The following is a 20,403-nucleotide window of genomic DNA, read 5'->3' as shown; positions in this document are numbered from 1 at the left end:
CGGTTGCAATCAATGTGGGTCCAGTTGCAATGATTGTGGTCCCAAGCGCCGGGCCTAGTTGCAATGATTGTGGGCCGGAACTTGCGATGATTGCGATCCCGGCCGCGGATGATTGCGGTCCGTTATAACTACCCGCTGTTCGCCCCGCGGCAGCAGGACCTTCCCGATGATCATCTTCTGGAGCTCCTGTTCGTGCGCAATCTGCGCGCCTTGATGGCGGACGTCATAGGGCGCACAGCGCCGGGGCAAAAACCATGAGCCGCGCGAACTGTCCGCAGCCGCAGGCCTGTGGCGCGCCGCCGCATGGGCCGTGCTTCAAATGTGGGGATACGGCCTATCTGTCGCGCCGCATGCGCGCGCGAAATCGCGTGCCGGGCTGGGTTCCGCAGGATCTTCGCGGCGAATGGATCGATCTCGCGATCGAGCTTGGCGAGGTCTACGCCGCCGCGCAAATCCTCGCCTTGATGCGGGAAACGCGCCTGGTCGAGGTTTTGGGATGAGCGCCGTCACAGCCATGAGCCGTGATCCAGGCGCGGCTGTTCGCGCGGGACTGCGTTTTGCGGCGAGAAGGCGAGCTCGCCTTCATGCAGTGCGTGCAGAATTTCGCCGAGGCGGTCATCGGCTTCGCGCATGGCGGCTTTGCCGAGCGGCGGCGCGATCGTCCAGTTTTGCTGCGCGCCGCCGAGGGCGAGGCGCAGCCGCGCGAGCCATCCGGCTGGCTTTGGCGCGAGACGCGCGCAGCGCCACACCAGTTTTCCGAGAGCGGTTTCGAGAACCAGAATCCGCCCTTTCAACAGTTCGATCTCTTCCGTCTCGGAGTGCGTGATCTCCGCGTTCATTCGGGTTGATCCTCGTAGGTTGTTGCTGGCCGCTGTGCGTTGGCGCGCTCTTTGGCCATTGTGGGATGTGTTCCATGCGTAGCTCGACGTGTTTCGTGCTCTCTGCTCTCCCTTCCGGCGCTGCTGACCAGAGCGTGTCGTCTTCGGTGTCCAAAGCATCGGAGAGTTTCATGCGGAAGTCAGGGCCAATCGACACCCAAGTTTGGGGTCACTTTTTTGCAACACGTCACCCGGTCAAAACGGCGGCGGCTGTTGCGGCGCGGATCAGGATCTCCGAGCGCACGGTTGAGAAATGGCTGGATGGAACGGCAAGCCCGAGTCTGCAGGCCTTCGGCCGCCTCGTGCGCGCTTATGGTCCTGAGTTTCTGGCGATCTGTCTGCCGGGCTGCGAATGGCTGGGAACGGCGGCGCGCGCCGCGCGGCGTGAAAGTCTGGCTGTCGAGCTGGCGCGCATCGCCGCCGAACTCGGCGAGCTGCAGGAGCGGCTTTGATGAGGCTTTTGTTGGCGGATTTCTATCGGCTTTGCGCGAAAGGGTTGTCTGTAGTGTCCGCCGCCGCGCTCTCGGCCGCGACGTGGTTCGCGCTCGCCGCTGACCGGATCGGGGGATGAGTGATGGCTTGCTGGTCGGATGAGCGCATCGCGGAGCTTGAAGGGTTGATCGCGAAAGGCGCGAGCGCGGGGGAGGCCGCCGCACATTTTGGCGGCGTGTTTTCACGCAACGCCCTGATTGGCGCCGCCCTGCGGTGCGGGCTGCATTTCAACAGCAGACCCGGGCGAAGGGGTGAGGCAAAGGCTACGGCCTTGGCCGCGCCCACCGCGCGGCCCGCGCCGCCCGTCAGACGCGTCCCCGCGCTGAAACCACCCGCTCCAAAGCCGGCGCCCAAGCCAACCATGCGGCCTGCGCTGGAAGCACCGGCGCCTGTCGCCGAGCTCGTCGAGGGGCCGGGCGTTCCGTTCGCGGAACTGGCCGCGCATCAGTGCCGCTGGCCATCCGGCGGACCGGCCGTCGAGGATTTCCGCTTTTGCGGCGCGGCGCGGCCTGGCGCCGGACCTTACTGCGCCGCGCATGCCGCGCGGGCCTATGCGAAGCCGCGCGCGTCAGCCGCCGGCCGGATCGGGAGGGACTGATGGCGCTGGAAATATTCGAGATCCACGACAAGCAGGAACGCGAGATCGCGGCGATTGTCGAGGGCGCGACGCCGGAGCTGGCGTGGCTGTTCTGCGGCTCGGCCATCACAGCCAATATCAAGGCGGCGCGGCGCGTGCTCGGCGAGGAAAAGACCCGCGCCATGCTGCGGGAGGTCCTGGCCGATTGCGGGCTGAGCCTCAATCGCGCGCCCCGGGCATGAGCGTCATGGCGCGCCTTTCGCGGGATGATCTGGCGCAGGTGAAGGCGCTCAATCCGCTCGATGACATCATCGACCAGCGGACGAAGCTGAAACGCGCGAATTCGCGCGGCATCCGCGAAGGGCAGTGCATCTGCAATCCGGTGCGCGGCAAATGGCCGTTGTGGGTCAATGCGCAGACCTCGACATGGGGATGCCTGGCGCGCGGAAGCGTCTGCGGCGGCGACACTTTCACTTTCCTCGAGCAGTTCGACGGGCTTGATTTTCAGGCCGCGCTCGCCTCGATGTGCGGGGCCGAGGCTGTGCGCGATCCCGAAGCCGCCGCGAAGATGGAAGCAGAACGCGCGGCGCGCGGCGCCGAGCATGACGCGCGGGCGAAGGCGCTGGCCGAGGATGAGCGCGCGAAAGCCTATGCGATCTGGCAAAACGCCGGGCCCGTGGCGGAGACGCTGGTCGACGCCTATTTCGCGCATCGCGGGCTTGATCCCGTGCGCTCAAAGGCGCTGCGGTTTTCGGCGGCCGAGCCCTATTGGCATGCGCCGGAAGACGCCGGCGCGAAGCCTTCGATCGTGCATCGCGGGCCGTGCATGCTGGCGGCGATTCAGGGTCCAGACGGGCGGTTTTTGGGGCTGCACCGGACCTGGCTTGATCCACGCCTCGGAACGGCGGAGATGCCGCGCGAGGCGTCGGGCAAGGCCGAGATTTTGGCCGCTGACGGCGCGCCGCTGCCGGCGAAAAAGATGCGCGGCGGCAAGCAGGGCGGCGCGATCCGGCTGCATGACTGGCATGAGGGCAGCGGCGAAAGAGTCTTTCTCTGCGGCGAAGGAATTGAGACGGTCGAGACGGTCTATCTGGCCGTGCATCGCGGCTTCGGCGTCAATTATTGCGCCTGGGCGGCCGGCGATCTCGGCAATATCTCGGGCAAGGCTCTGGGGCTTTCGTCCAGACATCCGACCAAGCCGGGCCGATGGATACCCAGCGAGGAGCCCGACCCGGACGCGCCGGGGCTGATGCCGCCCGCTGGCGCGGCAAAGGCGATCATTCTTGGCGATGGCGACAGCGATCCGCTGGTGACGATGGCGCGGCTCGAATGCGCGCGGCGCAGATGGTCGCGCGCGGGATGCCCGACGGAGGTGCGCATGGCGCCCGAAGGGTCTGACTACAATGATCTGGCGCGCGGGCAAATCGAAGGGATGGGTCAGCCATGAGCATTTTCGAGCAACCTGACTCGCTGGATGTCGACTATGCGGTTGATGCGCTTTGGCGCTGCCGTTTCGACACCGCGACCATCGCGCGGCTGCTGAATCGAAGCGAGGCGCAGATCTATAATCGGCTATGCCGGCGCGGCGGGATGGACGCGCATCCGGCGCCGGCAGAGCTCGACCAATATATCGAGGGAGGCGTCTATGCGGCCGATTGAAGCCATGAAAGGGAACGTGACGCCGCCGGAGCATTTTGGGCCGGTGCCTGAATTGCGCTGGCTGCCGATCGCGCAGCTTGTTGTCGACGAGACCTATCAGCGCGAAATCAGCGGGCCCGGAAAGACCAATGTCCGGGGCATCGCGGCGAATTTCTCATGGATGAAATTCGCGCCTGTCGTCGTCTGTCCGGTGCAGGGCGGGGCCTATGCGATCGTGGACGGGCAGCATCGCACGACGGCGGCTCTGACGATCGGCATAGACAGCGTGCCTTGCCTGATCATCCAGGCTGATCGAAAGCAGCAGGCCGAAAGCTTTCGGGCGATCAACGCCGGCACGGTCAAGGTCAACCGGCTGGCGATCTATCGGGCGTCGCGCGCCGCCGGCGACCCGGAGGCGCTGGCGATCGACGCCGCATCGCGCGCCGCCGGCGTCACGATCGTCGCAAGCTATATGGCCTCCAAGGATCTGAAGCCGGGCGAGACCATGGCTTCCGGCACGGTCGGCAAGTGCCTCGCACAATATGGGCGCGATCTGACGGTGCTGGCGCTGAAAACCATTGTCGCCTCGGAAAGCGAACAGGGCGGCGCGTTGCAGGCGAAGATCATCGCCTCCGTCGCCGCTGTGCTTTACGATAATCCTGCCTGGCGCGAGGACGCGCGGCTGACGGGCGCTTTCAAAAACATCGATCTCGCCGGGGAGATGGAAGAGGCTTTCTTCAAGGCGAAGAAGCCCGGGGCCGCGAAGGCGGCGGACCTGCTGTATTGCGCGATCGTCCGTCATCTTGACGCGGCGCTGAGGCGGAAGGCGATCGCGTGAGCGCGGTGGAATTGCCTCCTCCTTTAATTGCCGATCTGCGGCGCGGGGCGGCTCAAGAGGCGCGAATTCTAAGGGGCGAGAATGCTCATCTCAGAGAGATAATCGCGGAACTTGAAGACCGATTATCGCAGATGCGCCAGCGCGACGAAGAGCTGATCGACGGCGCGCGGGTGCGGACCTGTGGTCTGACAACGCCCGCGCGCGGGACGCTTCTCGCGCGAAACGGTGAGTTTAGCTGGGTTATGTTTGATGGCTGCGACGAGCCGAGAACGTGGCCCCTTAAATATCTGGGTGTGACCAAACGGTGAGATCGCGGGAGGCGGCGGAATGAGCAATCCGGACCTGTTGGAATTAGCGATTTGCGAGGGCGCGGCGAAGGTCTTGCGCGCGCGGGCGGAAGCGGCTGCGGCGCGCGCTGAAGACCGCCGGACGATGATCGGGCTGAAGACGGGCGGCGCCCTTGTTATTTCGACGGCTGAATCGGCGCTGGAAGAGCGCAACGCGCGGGACTGGCGCGCGCTCGCCGATGAGATCGAGGCTGGGTTGGGGGAAAAGAAAAATGATTCGGGTGACCTTTGATCTGCTTCCCGGCGGCGACGCTAATCGCGCCCGAACCATCGGCATTATGGAAATTGCGAACATTGGGATTCATGGCGACGGAACAGCCGACTATGCCGTCGCGCTGAAAAAAACGCCGCCTTTCGCGGGTGCGCTGCGCGCGGCATGGAAAAAGGGAAAGGTCAGCTCTGATGATACGGCGTTGAACGCGGTGATGGCCGGCGAGGATGATGAGCTGATCACGGCTCTCGCAATGACCTGCTGTTCCGCGCGCTGCGTTCCTGCGGGCTTGACAAGAGAAATTCATGAGCCGCGGGCCTTGCGCGAAACAGATCGTGCGCGCGACGATCGTGGGGTTGGATGGCTCGCGGTTCGTTGGCGAGAATGATTGCGCCAACCCGCAGACCGTCTGCCCTCGCAAAGACCTGCCGACCGGCGTTGGCTATGAGCTTTGCCACGACGTGTGCGGACAGAGCAGCCACGCCGAGATCGCGGCGCTCAAAGCGGCCGGATCCGCGGCGCGGGGCGGGGCCATTTATCTCGAAGGGCATAGCTATGCCTGCGAAAGCTGCCGCGCGGCCTGCCTGGCGGCTGGAATCGCTCGGATATACGTTGCGGCTCCGCCGTCTGGTGACGAATGACGCCTGAACAAGCCGCGCGCATTGCCTCCATGGTCGAGGGCGCGCCGCCCCGCGAACCCCCGCATGCCATGTCGACGCCTCTCGATCATGCCGATGAGATTGACGACGGCACGGAATTGGGGCCATCCGATTCCGATGCGCGACAGGTCGATGCCGAGGCGCTCAAACGCTGCTGTGAGCTCGACCATTCCGACACGGATAATGGCAAAAGGCTGCTGGCGCATTTCGGCTCGGAATTGCGCGTGCTGAAGCAGGGCGACGCCAAGACGCCGAGCTATGCGGCCTGGGTGTCAACCCATTGGGATATTGATTGCGGCAACCTCTATGCGCATGCCGTGGCGCAAAAGCTCGGCGGCCGCATCGGCCTCGAGGCCGATGTGATGGCGCAGACGCCTTTTGAGGAAAAGATCATCGCCGAGGCCGACCAGGCCGATGATGATCTCGCCGCGCTGGAAAAGCGCAAGGCGGACTGGAGCGATGAGGATGTTGCGCGCGCCCGCGTTTTGAAACGCGTGATTGACGAGGGCGATGCCGCCCGCGACGCTCTGAAAAAGCGGAAAATCGCGCGGCGGAAATTCGCCGTCTCGAGCAAGAATAAATCGCGCATCGAGGCGATGATGATCTGCGCCGCGCCTTTCTGCGCGGTCGAGCCGGACGACTTCAACAAGAATCCATTCCTGTTTTCGACGCGCAAGCACACATTGGAGTTTGTGCGCGAAAAGGATCTGGAATGTCCCGACCCTGACGTCGAGCGCATGAAGGTGCGCCTTGATGTGCGGGATGGACACCGGCGCGAAGACATGCTGACGCGATTCGTGCCGCTGGCCTACAAGCCGAAGGCCGAGTGCCCGAGATGGCTGGCGTTCCTCGAGGAGTTCTTGCCCGACGCCTCCGTGCGGGAATTCGTGCAGACCTTTTCCGGCCTCGGCCTGATCGGCCGCACCGTGCAGCTGCTGGTGTTTCACTATGGCTCGGGCGCCAATGGCAAGAGCGTGTTTCTGGAAACGCTGATGCGCGTGTTGGGCCCGCTGGCGGTTGGTCTGCCGGCCGAAAGCATCACGGGGCAGGGCGATCGCAGCGCCGGGGGCGCCTCGCCCGACCTGGCGCGGCTCTATGGCGCGCGAGCGCTGCGCGTGCTGGAGCTGCCGGCCGACAAGCCGCTGCATGAGGATCTGGTGAAGAAACTCACGGGCGGAGAGAAGATCCCTGTGCGCACGCTGTTCAAGGGCTATTTCGAGTTTACGCCGATCTTCTCATGCCACATGAGCGGCAACGGCTATCCGCGCATCGACGGCACGGACAATGGCATCTGGCGGCGCATGGCCGTGGTGCATTGGCCGGTGACGATCCCGGAGGAAAAGCGGCGCGAGTTCGAGGATGTGCTGGCCGGTTTCGCGCCGGAATATCCGGGCATTCTGAACTGGCTGATCGAGGGCGCGATGCGCTTTATCGAAAGCGGGCTTCACATGCCGGATTCGGTGCGGGCGGCGACGGCCGAGTATCGCAGCGAAATGGACCCGATCTCGGATTTTATCTCGGATTGCGTCGAGGTGTGGGCGGGCGGCAGCGTGACGGCGCGGACGATGTATGACGCCTATGTCTCATGGTCCATGGCGTCCGCCCGGCGGCATGTGTTCGAGGCGAAATTCGCCAAGGTGATGAAGACGCGCTTCAAGCGCCTGGACGAGCGTGTGAGGCGCTATGTCGATTGCAGGCTGCATGATGTGCCTGCGCGGCCTGACGCCGAGCCCCGCATCCCCGGTTGGGAATAGAGGATGGTCGCGATGAGTGTGGTCAAATGGAAGGAGATTGCTAAATGAAACGCATTTATGTCGCCTCTTCTTGGCGAAACAAACATCAACCCCGGATTGTCGATATGCTTCGACAGGAAGGCCACGAAGTTTACGATTTCAGATCGCCTTTCTTTGGTTTGAAGGATGGCTTCCGCTGGCTGGATATCGATGCCAACTGGGAAACTTGGGACCCAAGCGCCTACAGGGATAAATTGCTCGGATCTGCTGTAGCGGCCCAAGGATTCAATTCTGATTTCCGGGCGATGCGCTGGGCCGACACCTGTGTTCTCGTCATGCCTTGTGGCCGAAGCGCTCATCTTGAGCTCGGATGGTGCGCCGGCGCTGGAAAGCACACCATCGTGCATATCCCGGAGAGCTGCGAGCCCGAACTCATGAACATGATTGCCGACGACATCACTATTAGCGATGACGAGCTCCTGAATTCCTTGCGTGGGCGTATCTCGGGAACGGCGGAGATCAACGCGAGTAGGATGGTCAAGGCATGAAAACGCGAAGCGCCGCCTTTGGTCTCCTTGCCTTCGCAAAGACCTTCCTCGCCACAGGACCTCCTCGGCGAGCGTGAGGCCTCACCCTCCTTTTGGCCAAAAGTCAGTCGAGGGGTCGCATTTTGGAACGCATGGATGCTGAGCGCTCCCGCTCGCTCTCGATTTGGACGAAAACGGCGATTTTTCTGCGAGGGTCGCGAGGGTCTTGCGAGGGTTTAGAACGTACCCTCGCAGGCAAAAACGATAAATAGAACAATAATATGCAAAGTCTTTGCGAGGGTTGCGAGGGTTTCGCGCGCGTATATATGAGAAAAAAGGGTTTCGGGAAAAGAAGCTTTTTTTGAAATTTCCTTATGTATACGCGAGAAAAACCCTCGCAACCCTCGCAGACTGTTTGGAACATACTGAAAAGATTGATGAAAAGTGCTGCGAGGGTTTTGGCGAAGTGTTCGCAGGACCCTCGCGACCCTCGCAAACGGATCGGGGATGCGACATGGCGAAAAAGCGGGTTGAGATTGAGGCGCTGCTGCGCTGGGCGTATCGTGAGGAGTTGCCGAAAGAGCAGGCGCGGGGCGGCGCGATCGCGACGGGGTTTCGCGCCGGATGGGGCGGCGTCTCGAAATTTGGCGACTATCTGACGATCATCGATGAGGCGGGGCTGAACCAGTGGGGCGTCGTGCCGATCGCTGGCGCGGAAAGCGCGCCGCATCCGGATGCCGTTGCGATCGCGGCGGCTGTCGCGGCGCTGGATGATCTGGAATTGGGCTTGCCGGAGGATTGGAGCCCGTTCTCGGATTTGGGCGATATGGGCGTCCTGGGCGAAGCGGCGGTTGCCGCGACCGTGGATCGCCTGACCGTGCGCGACGCCGATGGCGCGCGGCGGTTGCGAACGCCGCCAAGCCGGCTGATTTTCAAATTTGCGATCATGGGCGGTTGCCCGGTGTGGCAAGCCGACAAGCCTGAGGCGCGGCTTGTGCGCGGCGCGAACGGGCGCCCGAAATGGTTTGTGCGCAAGATGATCACGACGTCGGTGAGCGATACGCCCTATGAGGTCGAGGCGGACGGATACTCGCAGACAGCGAAAAGGCCGGTCGCGGGCGCGTATCAGAAACGCTATCTCGATCCGTGCCCTGTCGATGCGGGCGTCGCGCGGGGCGAATATGAGATCTGGCGATTCGCGATGGATGTGCTGACTGACGATTTGCGAGAGACGCTGAGCGAGCATGAGGTTTTGGCGTCGCCGCGGGTGATTCGGCCATGGGAAGGCGATATTCGTCTGCCACGAGTGCTGCCGGATTTGACCTGGTCTTGCGTGGTCGCGGCCGTCAAGAGGCGCGGGCGGGGAAGGGCGCAAAAAACCGCTTGACTTGCGGGCGGAGTTTGGCGCACCTTATGCAGGCTTTAAAAGGTTACTCAAACCCGACGCTTCCCGCGCCGGGTTTTTTGTTGCGCGTTTGAGGAGGCGACCATGTGCCGATGCGCTGAGAGACGCGCGGCGATCGGCCGTGTTGTGTCGTCTCTGGCGGATGGCGAATTCGAAAAGGCGCGCATGGCCGAGGCCGCGCGATTCGTGACGCGCACCATGGTCGAGGATGCGCGGGCGCTGGTGAGCGGATCGCGTTTGGCCGCGGCGCGGATGAGCCTGCGCCGGTGATCGCGCTACGGGTGAAAGTGATCAGCAAGGCCGGCCGGTTCGAGACGGCGATCCCGCTGGCGATCGCGCGCGGGCTGAACGAAGGCGGCGACAAGGTGCGCACGCAAGTGCAGCGCGCGCTGAAGACGCAGACGGGCGTGACGAAATACGCCTCGATCACGTCGAGGATGCAGGATTCGGGACGCGGCTATGCGCGCGCCGCGCCTGGCAAACTTGCCTATCAGATCATCGCGAAGGGCAAGGGCATTCCGATCAAGGAATTCCCGGTGAAAGACACCGGGCATGCGATAGATGCGCGCACATGGGGCGTCGATCATGTCTTCAAGCGCTCGTTTGGGATGCCTGGGCTCGGCGTCGACGGGTTTCGCGCAAGGCTGACGGATAAGCGATTGCCTATCCGTAAGCTGTACGGGCCATCGCTGCCGAAAGAGCTGGTGAAAGACAAAGCGGCTGAGGTGTTCATCGCATCGGCGCAGGGGGTTGTGCCTGCCGCTGTGCTCAAACATCTGCTGAAGTCGGTAGGGTGAGATACGGCGTGGATCTGTGGTTCACGGGTCCTTCCCCCCTCCCGAATGAGCTGCGCCGCCGCCGCAGTCCGGAATTTCTCTAGCAAGACTTTGATTTTTTAGGGTCAACGGGGTCAACATTGACATCAACAGCCGTCAACGCCGACGCTGGCGATGGCCTGTGGATCTCTGTGTCGGATCTCGCTCGCCAAAAGGGCGTCGACAAGGCCGCAGTTTCGCGTCGCATCTCGCGCCTCGAATCACTTGGCTCTCTGGAAACACGCACCGGCGCCCGCGGGACTAAACTCGTCAACATCGCGGCCTATGATCGCGCCGTCGGCGAAACCGGCGACGCCATCCGCACGATGAACGGCGCCGGCGCGACGCATCAGCCTCCGCCATCCGGCAATGGTTCAGACCCGATTCTCGCCCGCGAGCAAGCGCGACGCACAGCCTACCAGGCGGACATCGCCAAGCTCGATCTCGATGAGCGGCTCAAGAAGCTGTTGCCCGTCGAGGACATCGCCTCCGCAATCGGCATATGCGCCGAGGGCATCGTGCGCGTCCTCGATCAACTCCCAAGCCGCGCCGATGAGCTCGCATCAGCCGTCGGCAAAGATGGCGCCCTCGGCGCCCGCGCGGTCCTCAAGATTGTCGCCCGCGATCTTCGCTCCGCTATCGAGCGCGAACTGCGCAAGCTCGCTGAGAATGGCGTCAATGCGCCGGCGCCAGATGAAGAGGCCGACGCGGCGTGACGCTCCAATTCAAGCGCTCAGCCCTCGAGGTCGTGGCCAACGCCTTCGCCGACGTCCTATCGCCGCCCGTTCCCATGCCGCCCTCGCAATGGGCGACAGAAAACCTCGTTGTTCCAGACGGCCCTCAGGCAGGGGCGGCATGGGATCTGGCGTTGACGCCCTACATCAAGGAGCCGCTCGACCTGCTCGGGCCTGATTCGGGCGCCAACCAGATCGCCGCGATGAAGTCCGCACAGACCGGCTTCACCACGCTGCTCATCGCCGCCATCGGCCATTCGATCGATCGCGACCCATGCCGCATGATGATCGTGCAGCCGACCGACGCCGCCTTGTCGGACTTCAACCGCGACAAGCTGCAGCCGGCCATCGAATCGACCAAGGCCTTGAAGCGCAAGGTCGCGCCGCAGACCTCCCGCTCATCGGAAGGCTCGACGACCTATTCGAAGAAATATCCCGGCGGGTCGCTGACGCTGGCGATCGCCACCTCCGCGGCGGACCTTCGCTCGAAGACGATCAAGAAATTGCTGCGCGACGAGATCGACCAGTATCCGGACGATCTCGACGGGCAGGGCGATCCAATCGAGATCTCGGACGGGCGCCTGATGTCGTTCCTTTCGTCCGGCGACTGGAAGAAAGTCGACATCTCGACGCCGACGATCAAGGGCGCCTCGAAGATCGAGGCGCGCTACGCCGCCGGCGATCAGCGCCGCTGGCATGTGCCATGCCCGCATTGTCGGGAGGAATTTGTCTTCGAATTCGGAGCGTATTTTCGTTTCGAGCAGACCTTCCCGCACCAGGCGCATTATGTCGCGCCGTGCTGTGGCTCCATCATCGAGGCGCACGAAAAGAAGGCGCTCGTGCGGAGGGGCCGCTGGATCGCGACCAACCCGCGACCCGGCGCGTTCCCCTCCTACCACTTCGACACATTTTCGAGCCCATTTGTGCCCTGGGATGAGATCGCCAAGGCGCATATCTCGGCCGGCGACGATCCGCAGAAGCTCAAGACGTTCTGGAATCTCTGGCTCGGGCTGCCTTACGAGATCAAAGGCGATGCGCCGGACCATAAACGTCTCCTGGAGCGTCGTGAGGAAGGCATAACCCGTGGTCACGTGCCGTCGCGCGGCCTCATGCTGGTTGGCGCGGCTGACGTCCAGATGCGCGGCATTTGGGTCGAGATCACGGCTTTCGCGCCGAACCGTGAAAGTTGGGTTGTCGACGCGTTCTATATCGACGGCGGGACGGAGAGCTTTGACGGCGGCGCATTCGAGAGACTGGCGGCGCAGACTATCGACCGGGAATTTCCCGACGCATTTGGCCGCAAACGGCGTCTCGACGCCTTTGCGATCGATTCTGGCTACCGAAGCCATGTCGTCTATGCCTGGGTGCGCAAGAACCAACGTCTGCATGACATCACCGGCCGCGACACCGTTCTTGCCGTCGATGGTCGCGACGGATGGGGCAAGCCTCCGATCGGCACGCCGAGCCTCGTCGACATCGATTTAGCAGGCCACAAGGTAAAAAAGGGCTGCCAGCTCTGGCCGGTCGGCACATGGCCGCTGAAAGGCGCGTTTTACGCCGATTTGCGCAAGGAAGGGCTGCGGTCCGGCGGCACAAGCGATCCGGGAGGCTATTGCCACTTCGGAAGCTGGCTCGATGAGACCTATTTCCGGCAGATCACGGCGGAATATCTCGCTGACGACGTCGTTCGCGGAAAAATTCGCAAGTTCTGGAAGCTCAAAGCCTCCGAGCGCGACAATCACTTGCTCGATTGCCGCATCTACAACCTCGCCACGGCCGAATATCTCGGCCTTTCGTCGCTGACGGACGATGAATGGGCGCAAATCGCCCGCATTCGCGGCCTTCCGGACGATGCCTGGCGGCCAAACCTGTTTACGCAGCTATCAGCGCCGCCGGAAAGGCCTCTGCCGCAGCCAGCGACGCTGCAAGGCGTCGACATTTACACGAATCTCGACGGCACGGCGTCAAAGACCGACATTTTTGCGAAATTCGCGGCGTTGAACCAGGGCTTGAAATGACGCTCATCGAAAGACTTAGCGCGGAAAGACAAAAGTTGTTGAGTAGGTCTGTGTGCGTTCAAGGCTACATTAATAGCCGGGCTCGCCGCTTCGAAGAGAAGGGATGGCCCGTCGACAATTTCCTTAAAAATGAACTTCCGGCTGCGCGAACGCAACTCGCGGCTCTCAATAAGGCGATTATCGATATTGATGCGAAAATCGCTACGTATAAGCTTCAGGAAGGTGAATTCACTAAATTGGTCAAGCGCCGCGCTGTTTGGTGGGTAAGAAATCTCGCGTCACCTGAAGCTAATGCTCTCGCGCGGCATGAAGTTTTTCGCGGGCTCTCCGATGCCCTAAATGGCGGCGAATCTGTCAGCAAATTAGCGAAGATTGTCAATTGGACCCCGCAACTTCTTGAATATCGTGTGAAGCGGTTTCGGCGTGAAAAAGCTAGACCGGAAAAGATGTATGATGGACATAAGCATCGAGGCGATGTGACGTCCGAGATCAAAGATTTCATAGATAAACCTGCGGCGATGGACGCCCGGCTGCATCGCGCCGTCTGCGTCGTTTCCGTATTATCACAATTTTCGACGCTGAACTCTCGCACATGAGAATTGCCTCCCGATGATTCAGCAGCCGCTAACTCTGGAACAGATGCTTTGCCAGGCGCAGGCCGTCTTGCATCTTCGCCAGATGGGCAAAAGCGCAAACGAGATCATCGCTGACGGCTACGTGGCTAAATATACCCGCATCACAATCCCTGAGTTGATGGCCTATATCAGCCAGCTTCGGGCCCAGATCGCCGGCGCGCCGACGATCGGCGCCATCAACACGATCTGGTCGCGTTGAGCGAAGCTCCGGGCCTCCTCGACAAGAACGGCCGCCCGATTCCATCGGCCGAGATTGACGTGATCCGCGCGCAGGCGATTGGCGGCTTTGGCTCCATTGGCGTCGTGCCCATGGGCGGCTCCGGCTACATCAACCAGGCCTATCATGCCGGCGGCATCGATTCGCAGGACACCGCCAACTGGTGGCCAACGCGGTCCTCGGCCGACGGCACGATCCTTCCCGCCAAGGATCTGACGCTCGCCCGTGTCCGCGACGTCATTCGCAACGATCCGATCGCCAGCGCCGCGGTCGATCGCCTCGTCGATCTCGTCGTGGGGCCCGGCCTGCGTCTTTCAGCGAAGCCGGACGGCCTGGCGCTTGGCATCAAGGATCCGAAGGCGCTGCGCGATTTCGCGCGCTCGATCCAGTCCGAATGGCGTCTCTTCGCGGAAGATCCGCGCTATCTCTGCGACGCGCAGCGGCGCGTCTCGATGAATGGCTTGTTCCGGCTCCTGGCGCGAACGTGGATCGTCGCCGGCGAGACGACAGCCGTGATGAGCTGGCGTGACGCGCCCGGACAGCGCTATTCGACCTGTGTGCTTCCGGTCGATCCGGACCGGCTCTCGAATCCAAACGGCGTCTATGAGCAGCTGACCCTGCGCGGCGGCGTCGAGATGGACCTTTTCGGCGCTCCGATCGCCTATCACGTCCGCAACGCCCATATCGGCGATTGGTGGGCCTCGGAGCTCGCCTGGACATGGACGCGCGTCCCGCGCGAGACGTCTTGGGGCCGTCCGGTCTTCATTCATGGCTTCGAGCCGGATCGGGAGGGCCAGACACGCGCGATCTCGCCGTTTGCCTCGCTGATCCAGCGGTTGCGGATGATCGGCAAGCACGCCGACTCGGAACTCGCCAGCGCCGCCGTCAACGCGCTGTTCACGGCCTTCGTCGAGACCGATCTGCCGACGAGCGAGGTGCAGCAGCGCATGGCGCCGTCGGTCTCGGATTATGCCGACAAGATGGTCTGCTACTACTCGCAGAACCCGGCCATCGTTGGCGGCCAGCGCATCCCGGTGATGCTGCCTGGGACAAAGGTCACGATGAACTCGACGCCGCGTCAAACGGCGAGCTTTGATGGCTTCCAGACAGCCTTTTTGCGGTCCATCGCCGCCGCGCTCGGCATTTCTTACGAGCAGCTCAGCATGGATTGGTCCAAGACCAATTATTCCTCCGCCCGTGCGGCGCTGAATGAGGTCTGGCGGGCGGTCAAGCGCATGTCGGCGGTCTTCGTCGAGCAGGTGGTGACGCCGATCTATTACGCCTTCCTCGAGGAGGCGTTCGACAAGGGCTATCTCAAGCTGCCAAAGGGCGCGAAGCTTGTTGGCCACAACGGCGGACCTCCGCTCGATGATCTCGAGGCCTTCCTCGCCATGCCGGGCGCCTTCACCCGGGCCAGATGGATCGGGCCTGGGCGTGGTTATGTCGATCCGGTCAAGGAAGCCGAAGGCGCAACGCTCCGCATGGAAGGCATGTTTTCGACGCTCGAAAAAGAGTGCGCGGAGCAGGGCGATGATTACGAGGACACCCTCGACCAGATCGCCAACGAGGAAGCCGATCTCAAGGAGCGCGGCCTGACGCGCATGTCGCTCGTCGCCGCTGTGCAGAGCACGAAGGGGCCGAAGCCGGATTCGGAAGAGGCTGAAGGTCCCGCGGGGCCTGGCGGAATAGCGGAGCCAAACAAATGAACAATTTTGAAATCGTAATTGCCGTCGTTGCGGCTATCTCTTTCATCCTCGCCAGCCTTTCTCTGGCGCGCCCGCGTGTTGATAGTACGGAGCCGCAATATCGAGAGATGAGCGAATATCACCGTGATGCGATCGATGCGGCTGATCAGGATCGCCTCCTCAATCCGATCAAGGATTACCATCTCCTTTCATCCGAGATCGAAAAAACCAGTGCGGTGCTTAACGAGGCCATCTTGCAGAAGCTGCGTATTCCAGGCCTTCAGGCGGAATTAGACCGCCTCAATGCTCGCAAAGCGGACTTGCATCGCAATCTCTTCTTCGGAAAGGCTGCGTGATGGCGATACTCGCAGACACTGTTTTTGAATGTCCAGCGCTTAAAGACGCGCAAATGGAAAGTTTACGCCTTCTCGCATGTGAGGCGCTGCGCCGCCCTTGGGATGAGAATCATTCTTCGCCGCCGCATCCATTGACTGTTTTGTCTATTGCTGGAGAAGCGGAAACGAAAGCACAACTGTTTGTTTTCGATGATGCTGTGATAGAGAGTGCAGCTAGCATTCTTGAAGATTATGAAAGCATCGATATTGCAAAGCGATACGCGCGTCTGCCGGCGTCTATGTGTTGGTTCGAATGGAACGAAGATGGCATCCGCGTTGGTGCCTTGTTGACAGATGTGGATGACGGTATTTCATTTGTTCTATTTTCTAAAAATGAAAGATATGGAGCGATACCGGTACTTTGTGGGGAATATGCATTCCATCATGGTAAGTACAAATACAATGTACTTCATTGCAAAAACATCAATTCTAAGGCTAATGAGGGGTATGCAGTTTATATCTCATCGAAGATCTTTGCCATTTGCGCATTCCTGAATATTCCAGGCGCTGTTCATAGTGCGAATTTCAGATGGGGCGATAAGCTTCAGAAGAGCCGCCGAAAGCGCGGGAAAGCGCCACTCCTCAGCTTTAATGAGGTAAAACTTGCCCTCCCGAAAAATTCGGCCTCTCGCAAGGATGTCACATGCGATATGGGGCGTGGTGTCCGATGGCATCATGTTATTGGCTATCTTCGCATCAGCCGCCATGGTGACCCAGAGGCTCATTATACGTGGGTCCCCTCAGTGTGGCGCGGCGATAAGTCTTCGGGCGTTGTTCTGAAGTCTCGAAACGTCTGCGTTAAAGCCGACAGAACTCGCCCGCGTCGCCGTGATACCGCCGGGGACAAAAGTCACGATGGACACGCCGCCACATCAGACGGAGAGCCCTAATGCCTTCGAGAAAGCCTTCTTGAGGTCCTTCGCCGACTCACTCGGCACTTCCTATGAGCAGCTCAGGATAGAGTGGTTGCAGCTCTACGGAGGCCCAGGCGGAACAGCGGAGCCAAACAAGTGACAGAACTCGCCCGCGTCGCCGGACTGCTCTTCAACCGTCCGCTGCTGCTGATGCCGGAGACCGCGATCGCCATCGCCTCCAACCTCGCCGATCGCTTCGGCGTGGATCCGATGCAACCGCCGGCTGAGGCCAGCGCCTTTCGAGGGCGTCCCGTTACCGGAACGCTCGACGATGGCTCGAAGGCCAATCTCTATCGCATGCAGGATGGCGTCGCCATCATCCCGGTGATGGGCGAGCTCGTCAATCGAGGGTCATGGATAGGCGCTTCGAGTGGGCTTACGAGCTATGAAGGCCTCGCCGAGCAGCTGCGCAAGGCATCCGCCGATCCCAACGTGCGCGGCATTCTGCTCGACGTCGATTCGCCCGGCGGCGAAGCGGCCGGAGCGATGGAGACGGGCGCGATCGTGCGTCAGACGGCGGCGCAAAAGCCTGTCGTCGCTTACGTCAGCGGGCTCGCAGCATCCGCCGGATATGCGATCTCCGCCGGCGCGAGCCATATCGTGACGGCGCCGTCCGCCAATCTCGGATCGATTGGCGTCGTCAGGCTGCATGTCGATCGCTCTGAGGCAATCGCCCGTGCTGGCCTCAAGCCGACGCTGATCACGGCGGGCGCCTACAAAGGCGATCATTCGAGCTTCACGCCGCTCGAACCGGACGCCCGCGCGCGGATCCAGGCTGGCGTCGATGATCTTTATGACCTGTTCGTCTCGCATGTCGCCGCCAGCCGCAAGCTGCCGGAAAAGGCCGTGCGCGCGACCGAGGCCGGACTTTTCATGGGCCAGCGCGCGGTCGACGCGGGCCTTGCGGACAGGGTCGGCGATTTCGACGACGCGATGGCCTATTTCGACGATTCAACTCCCAAAAACGTCATTCTGAGCGGAGCCAACATGACTGAACAAACGACTGCCAACGCCGCCGCTGAACTGGCCGCGGCGACCTCTTCCGCGGCCTCGCAGGCCCGCGCGGCGGAACGGGCGCGCACGCAGGCCATCCTCAATGCGCCGGAAGCGACAGGCCGTGCTGATCTGGCGAACTATCTCGCCTTTGAGACGGATATGGCGCCCGAAGCGGCGTCGGCGCTTCTCGCCAAGGCTCCCGCGGTGGCGCCCGCCGCCGCCGCGGCTTCCGAACAGGCCGCGGCCAGGCCGCGCCTGGCCGTGCCGGTCCCTGATGTCAATCCGGATGCGGATGCCGCCGCCGGGGCCGAAGCGGCGTCGGGCTGGGACAAAATCTACACGGACCTCAATCGGCAAGCTGCCGCATCGAACAGGGCGTTCGTGATTCCAGGCTAAAAACGTAACGGAGAGCTTTTATGACGACCGTCCTGACAGAACACCTCCACGCCGGCGCATTTATCGTCAGCGAGGAAGAGGGACTTTATTCGCGCGATCAGATCATGATCTCGAATCTGACGGCGAAGACCCCCGGCACGGTGCTGGGTAAAAGCGGCGTTCCCGGCGCCGAGACCGCGACCGTCGCGGCCGATACGGGCAATGTCGGCACAGGCGCTCTCGTCATGGACGCCACCGCGCCGATCGCCGCCACGGCCATCGATGGCGTTTACGAGGTCATCCTGCGCGCCACGGGCGCGACCGCATCTTTCGATGTCATCGATCCGAACGGCATCGTAGTCGACGCGGGTCTGGTCGGAACCACATTTAACAACCAGATCAAGTTCCTGCTGTCGAGCGCCGGCACGATGACCATCGGCGATCGCTGGTTTGTCACCATCAGTCGCCCGGTCGGGACCGGCGATACATGGGATGCTCTTAATTTCGGTGCGGTCAATGGCCTGCAGATCGTTGCGGGCATCCTGTTCGGCGATGTGGATCTTGGCGCCGGCTCGCAGGCCGCCGCCGCGATCGTCCGCACGGCGCAGGTTCGCCTCGCCGATCTCACCTGGCCAGCCGGCGCGACCGCCGCGCAGATCGCCGAGGGCGTCAACCAGCTGCGCCGCCTCGGCATCATCGTTCGCTAAATTCCAGATCGGGGCCGGGGTGTTCCGTGAGGTGATGGCGGGCGTCTTACGCACGCAACAGAAAGGTCTGATCGGTCCGGCCCATCGCGCTAATGCGCGAGGAACTCAACCCGCAATCAGGCCATCCCGTCAATCTGATCAAAATCCAGTCGAAAGGACTTCGCAGCCATGCTGACGATGGACGTCTTTACGCAAAATGCATTCTCGGCCATCGAAATGACCATGGCTGTTGATCGCGCCGGTTACGTTCCCACCACGCTCCAGAGCATTCCTGGCCTTGTAACGCCGGTCCCGGTTTCGACGGAGCATATCTTCATCGAGGCGCGCGCGAATGCGCCCGCGCTGATCCAGACGTCTCCGCGTGGCGCCCCGCCATCGCAGAAGAGCGGCGATATCCGGGACGCGCGCCCGTTCAAGACGCGCCGCCTCGCGCGCGCCTCGCGCATCACAGCCTCCGAACTGCAGGGCATCCGCGCCTTCGCCTCGCAGACGGAGCTGAAGACGCTGCAAATCGAAATCGGACGGCGCACTATGAAGATCAAGCAGGACTTCGCGCTGACCAAGGAAAACTGGCTGCTCGGCATGGTGCAGGGCCTTGTCACCGACGCGGACGGCTCGACAATCTATAATTGGGCGACAGAATTCGGCCAGACCATCCCGGCCGAGGTCGGTTTCGATCTGGCCAACTTGACGCTTCCCGAGGGCTCCATCCGCCTGAAATGCGCCGCGATCCGCCGCACTATGACCCGCAATTTGCAGGGCCTCGGCGGCATGGGTTTTGACATCGTGGCGCTCTGCGGCGATCAATTCTACGATCAGCTGACGAGCAATTCCGAGGTGCTCAACACCTACAAGAATTGGGCGTCGGCGGCGGACCTCCGCAATGACCTCGGCCGCGCGTGGACGGCTTTTCGTTACGGCGACATCAATTTCGTCAACTATCGCGGGACGGATGACGGCGCCATCGGCATCGCGACCGACAAGGCGAAAATCTTCCCGATCGGCGCGGGCATCTTCCAATGGGCGATGGCCCCTGCGGAGACCTTCGAATTCGTCAATACGCCCGGCCGCGACATGTACAGCTGGGTTGTGATGGATCGTGACCGCAATATGTGGGCGGACCTCGAATATTATTCCTATCCGCTGCCTGTTTGCGTCCAGCCGCAGGCCCTCGCCAGCGCCCGCGCCGGAGCATAAGCTTCGTGGCGTCGCTCTTTATGGCGGAAGTCCTCGACATGGCCGCGTCTGTCGGCGAGGTCATGTCGGAGCCTTTCACCTTGCTGCCGCGCATCAAGGGCGCGGACAGGAACGCGCCGGATATTCCTGACCCGGCGCGCGCCCAGGCAACCTTCAACGGCGTGTTTCTCGATCCGCCGATGAAGCCGGCCATCATGCGCGCCTATGATGCGCGCACGGACCAGCGCCCGGGCACGAATGCAAGCGAGCCGCGCATCGACATCATGCCCGACCAGCTTGTGCCTGGATTTGCCGTGCAGGCGCCGGATCTGATCGTATCTCAAAGCTCGGGCAAGACCTGGCGCGTCACGCATGTGACGCCGACGAAGGCCGCGATCCTGCGCTGTTTCGTCAATCTCGTCGGCTAACCC

Annotated in this window: 28 protein-coding genes; 27 read left to right on the top strand and 1 reads right to left on the bottom strand. The window is 62.1% G+C overall.

Annotated elements, in window-relative coordinates; translation table 11 throughout:
* The first annotated feature begins 108 nt into the window (after positions 1-108).
* Positions 109-258 (top strand): hypothetical protein, encoded by a 150-nt coding sequence (locus MPC4_RS20035; protein WP_174514086.1) that lies wholly within the window; start codon positions 109-111, stop codon positions 256-258.
* Positions 255-500 carry a hypothetical protein gene (locus MPC4_RS20030; RefSeq protein ID WP_174514085.1) on the top strand — a complete coding sequence of 82 codons (246 nt, stop codon included), beginning with the start codon at positions 255-257 and terminating at the stop codon, positions 498-500. Before MPC4_RS20035 ends, MPC4_RS20030 begins: the two co-directional genes overlap by 4 nt.
* A 6-nt stretch (positions 501-506) precedes the next feature.
* On the opposite strand, the gene MPC4_RS20025 is transcribed toward MPC4_RS20030, so the two are convergent.
* On the bottom strand, positions 507-839 hold the full coding sequence (locus MPC4_RS20025) for a hypothetical protein (RefSeq protein ID WP_174514084.1): 333 nt from the start codon (positions 837-839) through the stop codon (positions 507-509).
* A 74-nt stretch (positions 840-913) separates the two neighbouring features.
* On the opposite strand from MPC4_RS20025, the gene MPC4_RS20020 reads away from it, so the two are divergent.
* The 25 genes from MPC4_RS20020 to MPC4_RS19900 all read left to right on the top strand — a co-directional run bounded on the left by MPC4_RS20020 (position 914) and on the right by MPC4_RS19900 (position 20,400).
* A complete protein-coding gene (locus MPC4_RS20020; protein WP_174514083.1) occupies positions 914-1,330 on the top strand; it encodes a hypothetical protein in 417 nt (138 codons plus the stop codon).
* A 122-nt stretch (positions 1,331-1,452) separates the two neighbouring features.
* The gene (locus MPC4_RS20015; RefSeq protein ID WP_174514082.1) at positions 1,453-1,968 is read left to right on the top strand and encodes a GcrA family cell cycle regulator; all 516 of its coding nucleotides are present in this window, start codon (positions 1,453-1,455) and stop codon (positions 1,966-1,968) included.
* On the top strand, positions 1,968-2,189 hold the full coding sequence (locus tag MPC4_RS20010) for a hypothetical protein (protein WP_174514081.1): 222 nt from the start codon (positions 1,968-1,970) through the stop codon (positions 2,187-2,189). The genes MPC4_RS20015 and MPC4_RS20010 overlap by 1 nt, the downstream gene beginning before the upstream one ends.
* A gap of 5 nt (positions 2,190-2,194) precedes the next feature.
* The gene (locus MPC4_RS20005) at positions 2,195-3,394 is read left to right on the top strand and encodes a DUF7146 domain-containing protein (RefSeq protein ID WP_174514080.1); all 1,200 of its coding nucleotides are present in this window, start codon (positions 2,195-2,197) and stop codon (positions 3,392-3,394) included.
* Positions 3,391-3,606: a hypothetical protein gene (locus tag MPC4_RS20000; RefSeq protein WP_174514079.1), complete on the top strand. Its 216-nt coding sequence runs from the start codon at positions 3,391-3,393 to the stop codon at positions 3,604-3,606. The genes MPC4_RS20005 and MPC4_RS20000 overlap by 4 nt, the downstream gene beginning before the upstream one ends.
* On the top strand, positions 3,593-4,423 hold the full coding sequence (locus tag MPC4_RS19995) for a ParB/RepB/Spo0J family partition protein (protein WP_174514078.1): 831 nt from the start codon (positions 3,593-3,595) through the stop codon (positions 4,421-4,423). The genes MPC4_RS20000 and MPC4_RS19995 overlap by 14 nt, the downstream gene beginning before the upstream one ends.
* A complete protein-coding gene (locus tag MPC4_RS19990; RefSeq protein ID WP_174514077.1) occupies positions 4,420-4,731 on the top strand; it encodes a hypothetical protein in 312 nt (103 codons plus the stop codon). The genes MPC4_RS19995 and MPC4_RS19990 overlap by 4 nt, the downstream gene beginning before the upstream one ends.
* Before the next feature lie 19 nt (positions 4,732-4,750).
* On the top strand, positions 4,751-5,002 hold the full coding sequence (locus tag MPC4_RS19985; protein WP_174514076.1) for a hypothetical protein: 252 nt from the start codon (positions 4,751-4,753) through the stop codon (positions 5,000-5,002).
* A 284-nt stretch (positions 5,003-5,286) separates the two neighbouring features.
* Positions 5,287-5,622: a hypothetical protein gene (locus MPC4_RS19980; protein WP_174514075.1), complete on the top strand. Its 336-nt coding sequence runs from the start codon at positions 5,287-5,289 to the stop codon at positions 5,620-5,622.
* Positions 5,619-7,394 carry a DNA primase family protein gene (locus MPC4_RS19975; protein ID WP_174514074.1) on the top strand — a complete coding sequence of 592 codons (1,776 nt, stop codon included), beginning with the start codon at positions 5,619-5,621 and terminating at the stop codon, positions 7,392-7,394. The genes MPC4_RS19980 and MPC4_RS19975 overlap by 4 nt, the downstream gene beginning before the upstream one ends.
* Positions 7,395-7,438: 44 nt before the next feature.
* Positions 7,439-7,921: a hypothetical protein gene (locus MPC4_RS19970; RefSeq protein ID WP_174514073.1), complete on the top strand. Its 483-nt coding sequence runs from the start codon at positions 7,439-7,441 to the stop codon at positions 7,919-7,921.
* A 493-nt stretch (positions 7,922-8,414) separates the two neighbouring features.
* Positions 8,415-9,287: a hypothetical protein gene (locus MPC4_RS19965; protein WP_174514072.1), complete on the top strand. Its 873-nt coding sequence runs from the start codon at positions 8,415-8,417 to the stop codon at positions 9,285-9,287.
* 102 nt (positions 9,288-9,389) lie between these two features.
* Positions 9,390-9,575: a hypothetical protein gene (locus MPC4_RS19960; RefSeq protein ID WP_174514071.1), complete on the top strand. Its 186-nt coding sequence runs from the start codon at positions 9,390-9,392 to the stop codon at positions 9,573-9,575.
* Positions 9,572-10,102: a hypothetical protein gene (locus tag MPC4_RS19955; RefSeq protein WP_174514070.1), complete on the top strand. Its 531-nt coding sequence runs from the start codon at positions 9,572-9,574 to the stop codon at positions 10,100-10,102. Before MPC4_RS19960 ends, MPC4_RS19955 begins: the two co-directional genes overlap by 4 nt.
* Before the next feature lie 119 nt (positions 10,103-10,221).
* Positions 10,222-10,836 carry a MarR family transcriptional regulator gene (locus tag MPC4_RS19950; RefSeq protein ID WP_174514069.1) on the top strand — a complete coding sequence of 205 codons (615 nt, stop codon included), beginning with the start codon at positions 10,222-10,224 and terminating at the stop codon, positions 10,834-10,836.
* A complete protein-coding gene (locus MPC4_RS19945) occupies positions 10,833-12,872 on the top strand; it encodes a phage terminase large subunit family protein (protein WP_174514068.1) in 2,040 nt (679 codons plus the stop codon). Before MPC4_RS19950 ends, MPC4_RS19945 begins: the two co-directional genes overlap by 4 nt.
* Positions 12,869-13,468, top strand: coding sequence for a hypothetical protein (locus MPC4_RS19940; RefSeq protein WP_174514067.1), 600 nt, complete (start codon positions 12,869-12,871; stop codon positions 13,466-13,468). The genes MPC4_RS19945 and MPC4_RS19940 overlap by 4 nt, the downstream gene beginning before the upstream one ends.
* A 13-nt stretch (positions 13,469-13,481) precedes the next feature.
* Positions 13,482-13,706 carry a gpW family head-tail joining protein gene (locus MPC4_RS19935; RefSeq protein WP_174514066.1) on the top strand — a complete coding sequence of 75 codons (225 nt, stop codon included), beginning with the start codon at positions 13,482-13,484 and terminating at the stop codon, positions 13,704-13,706.
* On the top strand, positions 13,703-15,430 hold the full coding sequence (locus tag MPC4_RS19930; RefSeq protein WP_174514065.1) for a phage portal protein: 1,728 nt from the start codon (positions 13,703-13,705) through the stop codon (positions 15,428-15,430). The genes MPC4_RS19935 and MPC4_RS19930 overlap by 4 nt, the downstream gene beginning before the upstream one ends.
* Entirely contained in the window at positions 15,427-15,765 is a 339-nt protein-coding gene (locus MPC4_RS19925; protein WP_174514064.1) for a hypothetical protein, read from the top strand. The genes MPC4_RS19930 and MPC4_RS19925 overlap by 4 nt, the downstream gene beginning before the upstream one ends.
* Positions 15,765-16,694, top strand: coding sequence for a hypothetical protein (locus tag MPC4_RS19920; protein ID WP_174514063.1), 930 nt, complete (start codon positions 15,765-15,767; stop codon positions 16,692-16,694). The genes MPC4_RS19925 and MPC4_RS19920 overlap by 1 nt, the downstream gene beginning before the upstream one ends.
* Positions 16,695-16,814: 120 nt before the next feature.
* Positions 16,815-18,110: a S49 family peptidase gene (locus MPC4_RS19915; protein WP_174514062.1), complete on the top strand. Its 1,296-nt coding sequence runs from the start codon at positions 16,815-16,817 to the stop codon at positions 18,108-18,110.
* Positions 18,111-18,130: 20 nt separating this feature from the next.
* Positions 18,131-18,796: a head decoration protein gene (locus MPC4_RS19910; RefSeq protein ID WP_174514061.1), complete on the top strand. Its 666-nt coding sequence runs from the start codon at positions 18,131-18,133 to the stop codon at positions 18,794-18,796.
* A 168-nt stretch (positions 18,797-18,964) separates the two neighbouring features.
* Positions 18,965-19,993 (top strand): major capsid protein, encoded by a 1,029-nt coding sequence (locus MPC4_RS19905; RefSeq protein ID WP_174514060.1) that lies wholly within the window; start codon positions 18,965-18,967, stop codon positions 19,991-19,993.
* Positions 19,994-19,998: 5 nt separating this feature from the next.
* Positions 19,999-20,400 carry a hypothetical protein gene (locus MPC4_RS19900; RefSeq protein ID WP_174514059.1) on the top strand — a complete coding sequence of 134 codons (402 nt, stop codon included), beginning with the start codon at positions 19,999-20,001 and terminating at the stop codon, positions 20,398-20,400.
* Positions 20,401-20,403 lie beyond the last annotated feature (3 nt).

The sequence above is a fragment of the Methylocella tundrae genome, from assembly GCF_901905185.1.
Lineage (GTDB): Bacteria > Pseudomonadota > Alphaproteobacteria > Rhizobiales > Beijerinckiaceae > Methylocapsa > Methylocapsa tundrae.
The sequence above is the reverse complement of the archived record's forward strand: the minus strand, read 5'-3'. Positions and strand labels throughout refer to the sequence as shown.

What these genes read in the sequence shown, in the direction of transcription:
- MPC4_RS20035 (WP_174514086.1), top strand. Translation starts at nt 109, where the DNA reads ATGATTGCGGTCCGTTATAACTACCCGCTGTTCGCCCCGCGGCAGCAG.
- MPC4_RS20030 (WP_174514085.1), top strand. Translation starts at nt 255, where the DNA reads ATGAGCCGCGCGAACTGTCCGCAGCCGCAGGCCTGTGGCGCGCCGCCG.
- MPC4_RS20025 (WP_174514084.1), bottom strand. Translation starts at nt 839, where the DNA reads ATGAACGCGGAGATCACGCACTCCGAGACGGAAGAGATCGAACTGTTG.
- MPC4_RS20020 (WP_174514083.1), top strand. Translation starts at nt 914, where the DNA reads ATGCGTAGCTCGACGTGTTTCGTGCTCTCTGCTCTCCCTTCCGGCGCT.
- MPC4_RS20015 (WP_174514082.1), top strand. Translation starts at nt 1,453, where the DNA reads ATGGCTTGCTGGTCGGATGAGCGCATCGCGGAGCTTGAAGGGTTGATC.
- MPC4_RS20010 (WP_174514081.1), top strand. Translation starts at nt 1,968, where the DNA reads ATGGCGCTGGAAATATTCGAGATCCACGACAAGCAGGAACGCGAGATC.
- MPC4_RS20005 (WP_174514080.1), top strand. Translation starts at nt 2,195, where the DNA reads ATGGCGCGCCTTTCGCGGGATGATCTGGCGCAGGTGAAGGCGCTCAAT.
- MPC4_RS20000 (WP_174514079.1), top strand. Translation starts at nt 3,391, where the DNA reads ATGAGCATTTTCGAGCAACCTGACTCGCTGGATGTCGACTATGCGGTT.
- MPC4_RS19995 (WP_174514078.1), top strand. Translation starts at nt 3,593, where the DNA reads ATGCGGCCGATTGAAGCCATGAAAGGGAACGTGACGCCGCCGGAGCAT.
- MPC4_RS19985 (WP_174514076.1), top strand. Translation starts at nt 4,751, where the DNA reads ATGAGCAATCCGGACCTGTTGGAATTAGCGATTTGCGAGGGCGCGGCG.
- MPC4_RS19980 (WP_174514075.1), top strand. Translation starts at nt 5,287, where the DNA reads ATGAGCCGCGGGCCTTGCGCGAAACAGATCGTGCGCGCGACGATCGTG.
- MPC4_RS19975 (WP_174514074.1), top strand. Translation starts at nt 5,619, where the DNA reads ATGACGCCTGAACAAGCCGCGCGCATTGCCTCCATGGTCGAGGGCGCG.
- MPC4_RS19970 (WP_174514073.1), top strand. Translation starts at nt 7,439, where the DNA reads ATGAAACGCATTTATGTCGCCTCTTCTTGGCGAAACAAACATCAACCC.
- MPC4_RS19965 (WP_174514072.1), top strand. Translation starts at nt 8,415, where the DNA reads ATGGCGAAAAAGCGGGTTGAGATTGAGGCGCTGCTGCGCTGGGCGTAT.
- MPC4_RS19960 (WP_174514071.1), top strand. Translation starts at nt 9,390, where the DNA reads ATGTGCCGATGCGCTGAGAGACGCGCGGCGATCGGCCGTGTTGTGTCG.
- MPC4_RS19940 (WP_174514067.1), top strand. Translation starts at nt 12,869, where the DNA reads ATGACGCTCATCGAAAGACTTAGCGCGGAAAGACAAAAGTTGTTGAGT.
- MPC4_RS19935 (WP_174514066.1), top strand. Translation starts at nt 13,482, where the DNA reads ATGATTCAGCAGCCGCTAACTCTGGAACAGATGCTTTGCCAGGCGCAG.
- MPC4_RS19925 (WP_174514064.1), top strand. Translation starts at nt 15,427, where the DNA reads ATGAACAATTTTGAAATCGTAATTGCCGTCGTTGCGGCTATCTCTTTC.
- MPC4_RS19920 (WP_174514063.1), top strand. Translation starts at nt 15,765, where the DNA reads ATGGCGATACTCGCAGACACTGTTTTTGAATGTCCAGCGCTTAAAGAC.
- MPC4_RS19910 (WP_174514061.1), top strand. Translation starts at nt 18,131, where the DNA reads ATGACGACCGTCCTGACAGAACACCTCCACGCCGGCGCATTTATCGTC.
- MPC4_RS19905 (WP_174514060.1), top strand. Translation starts at nt 18,965, where the DNA reads ATGCTGACGATGGACGTCTTTACGCAAAATGCATTCTCGGCCATCGAA.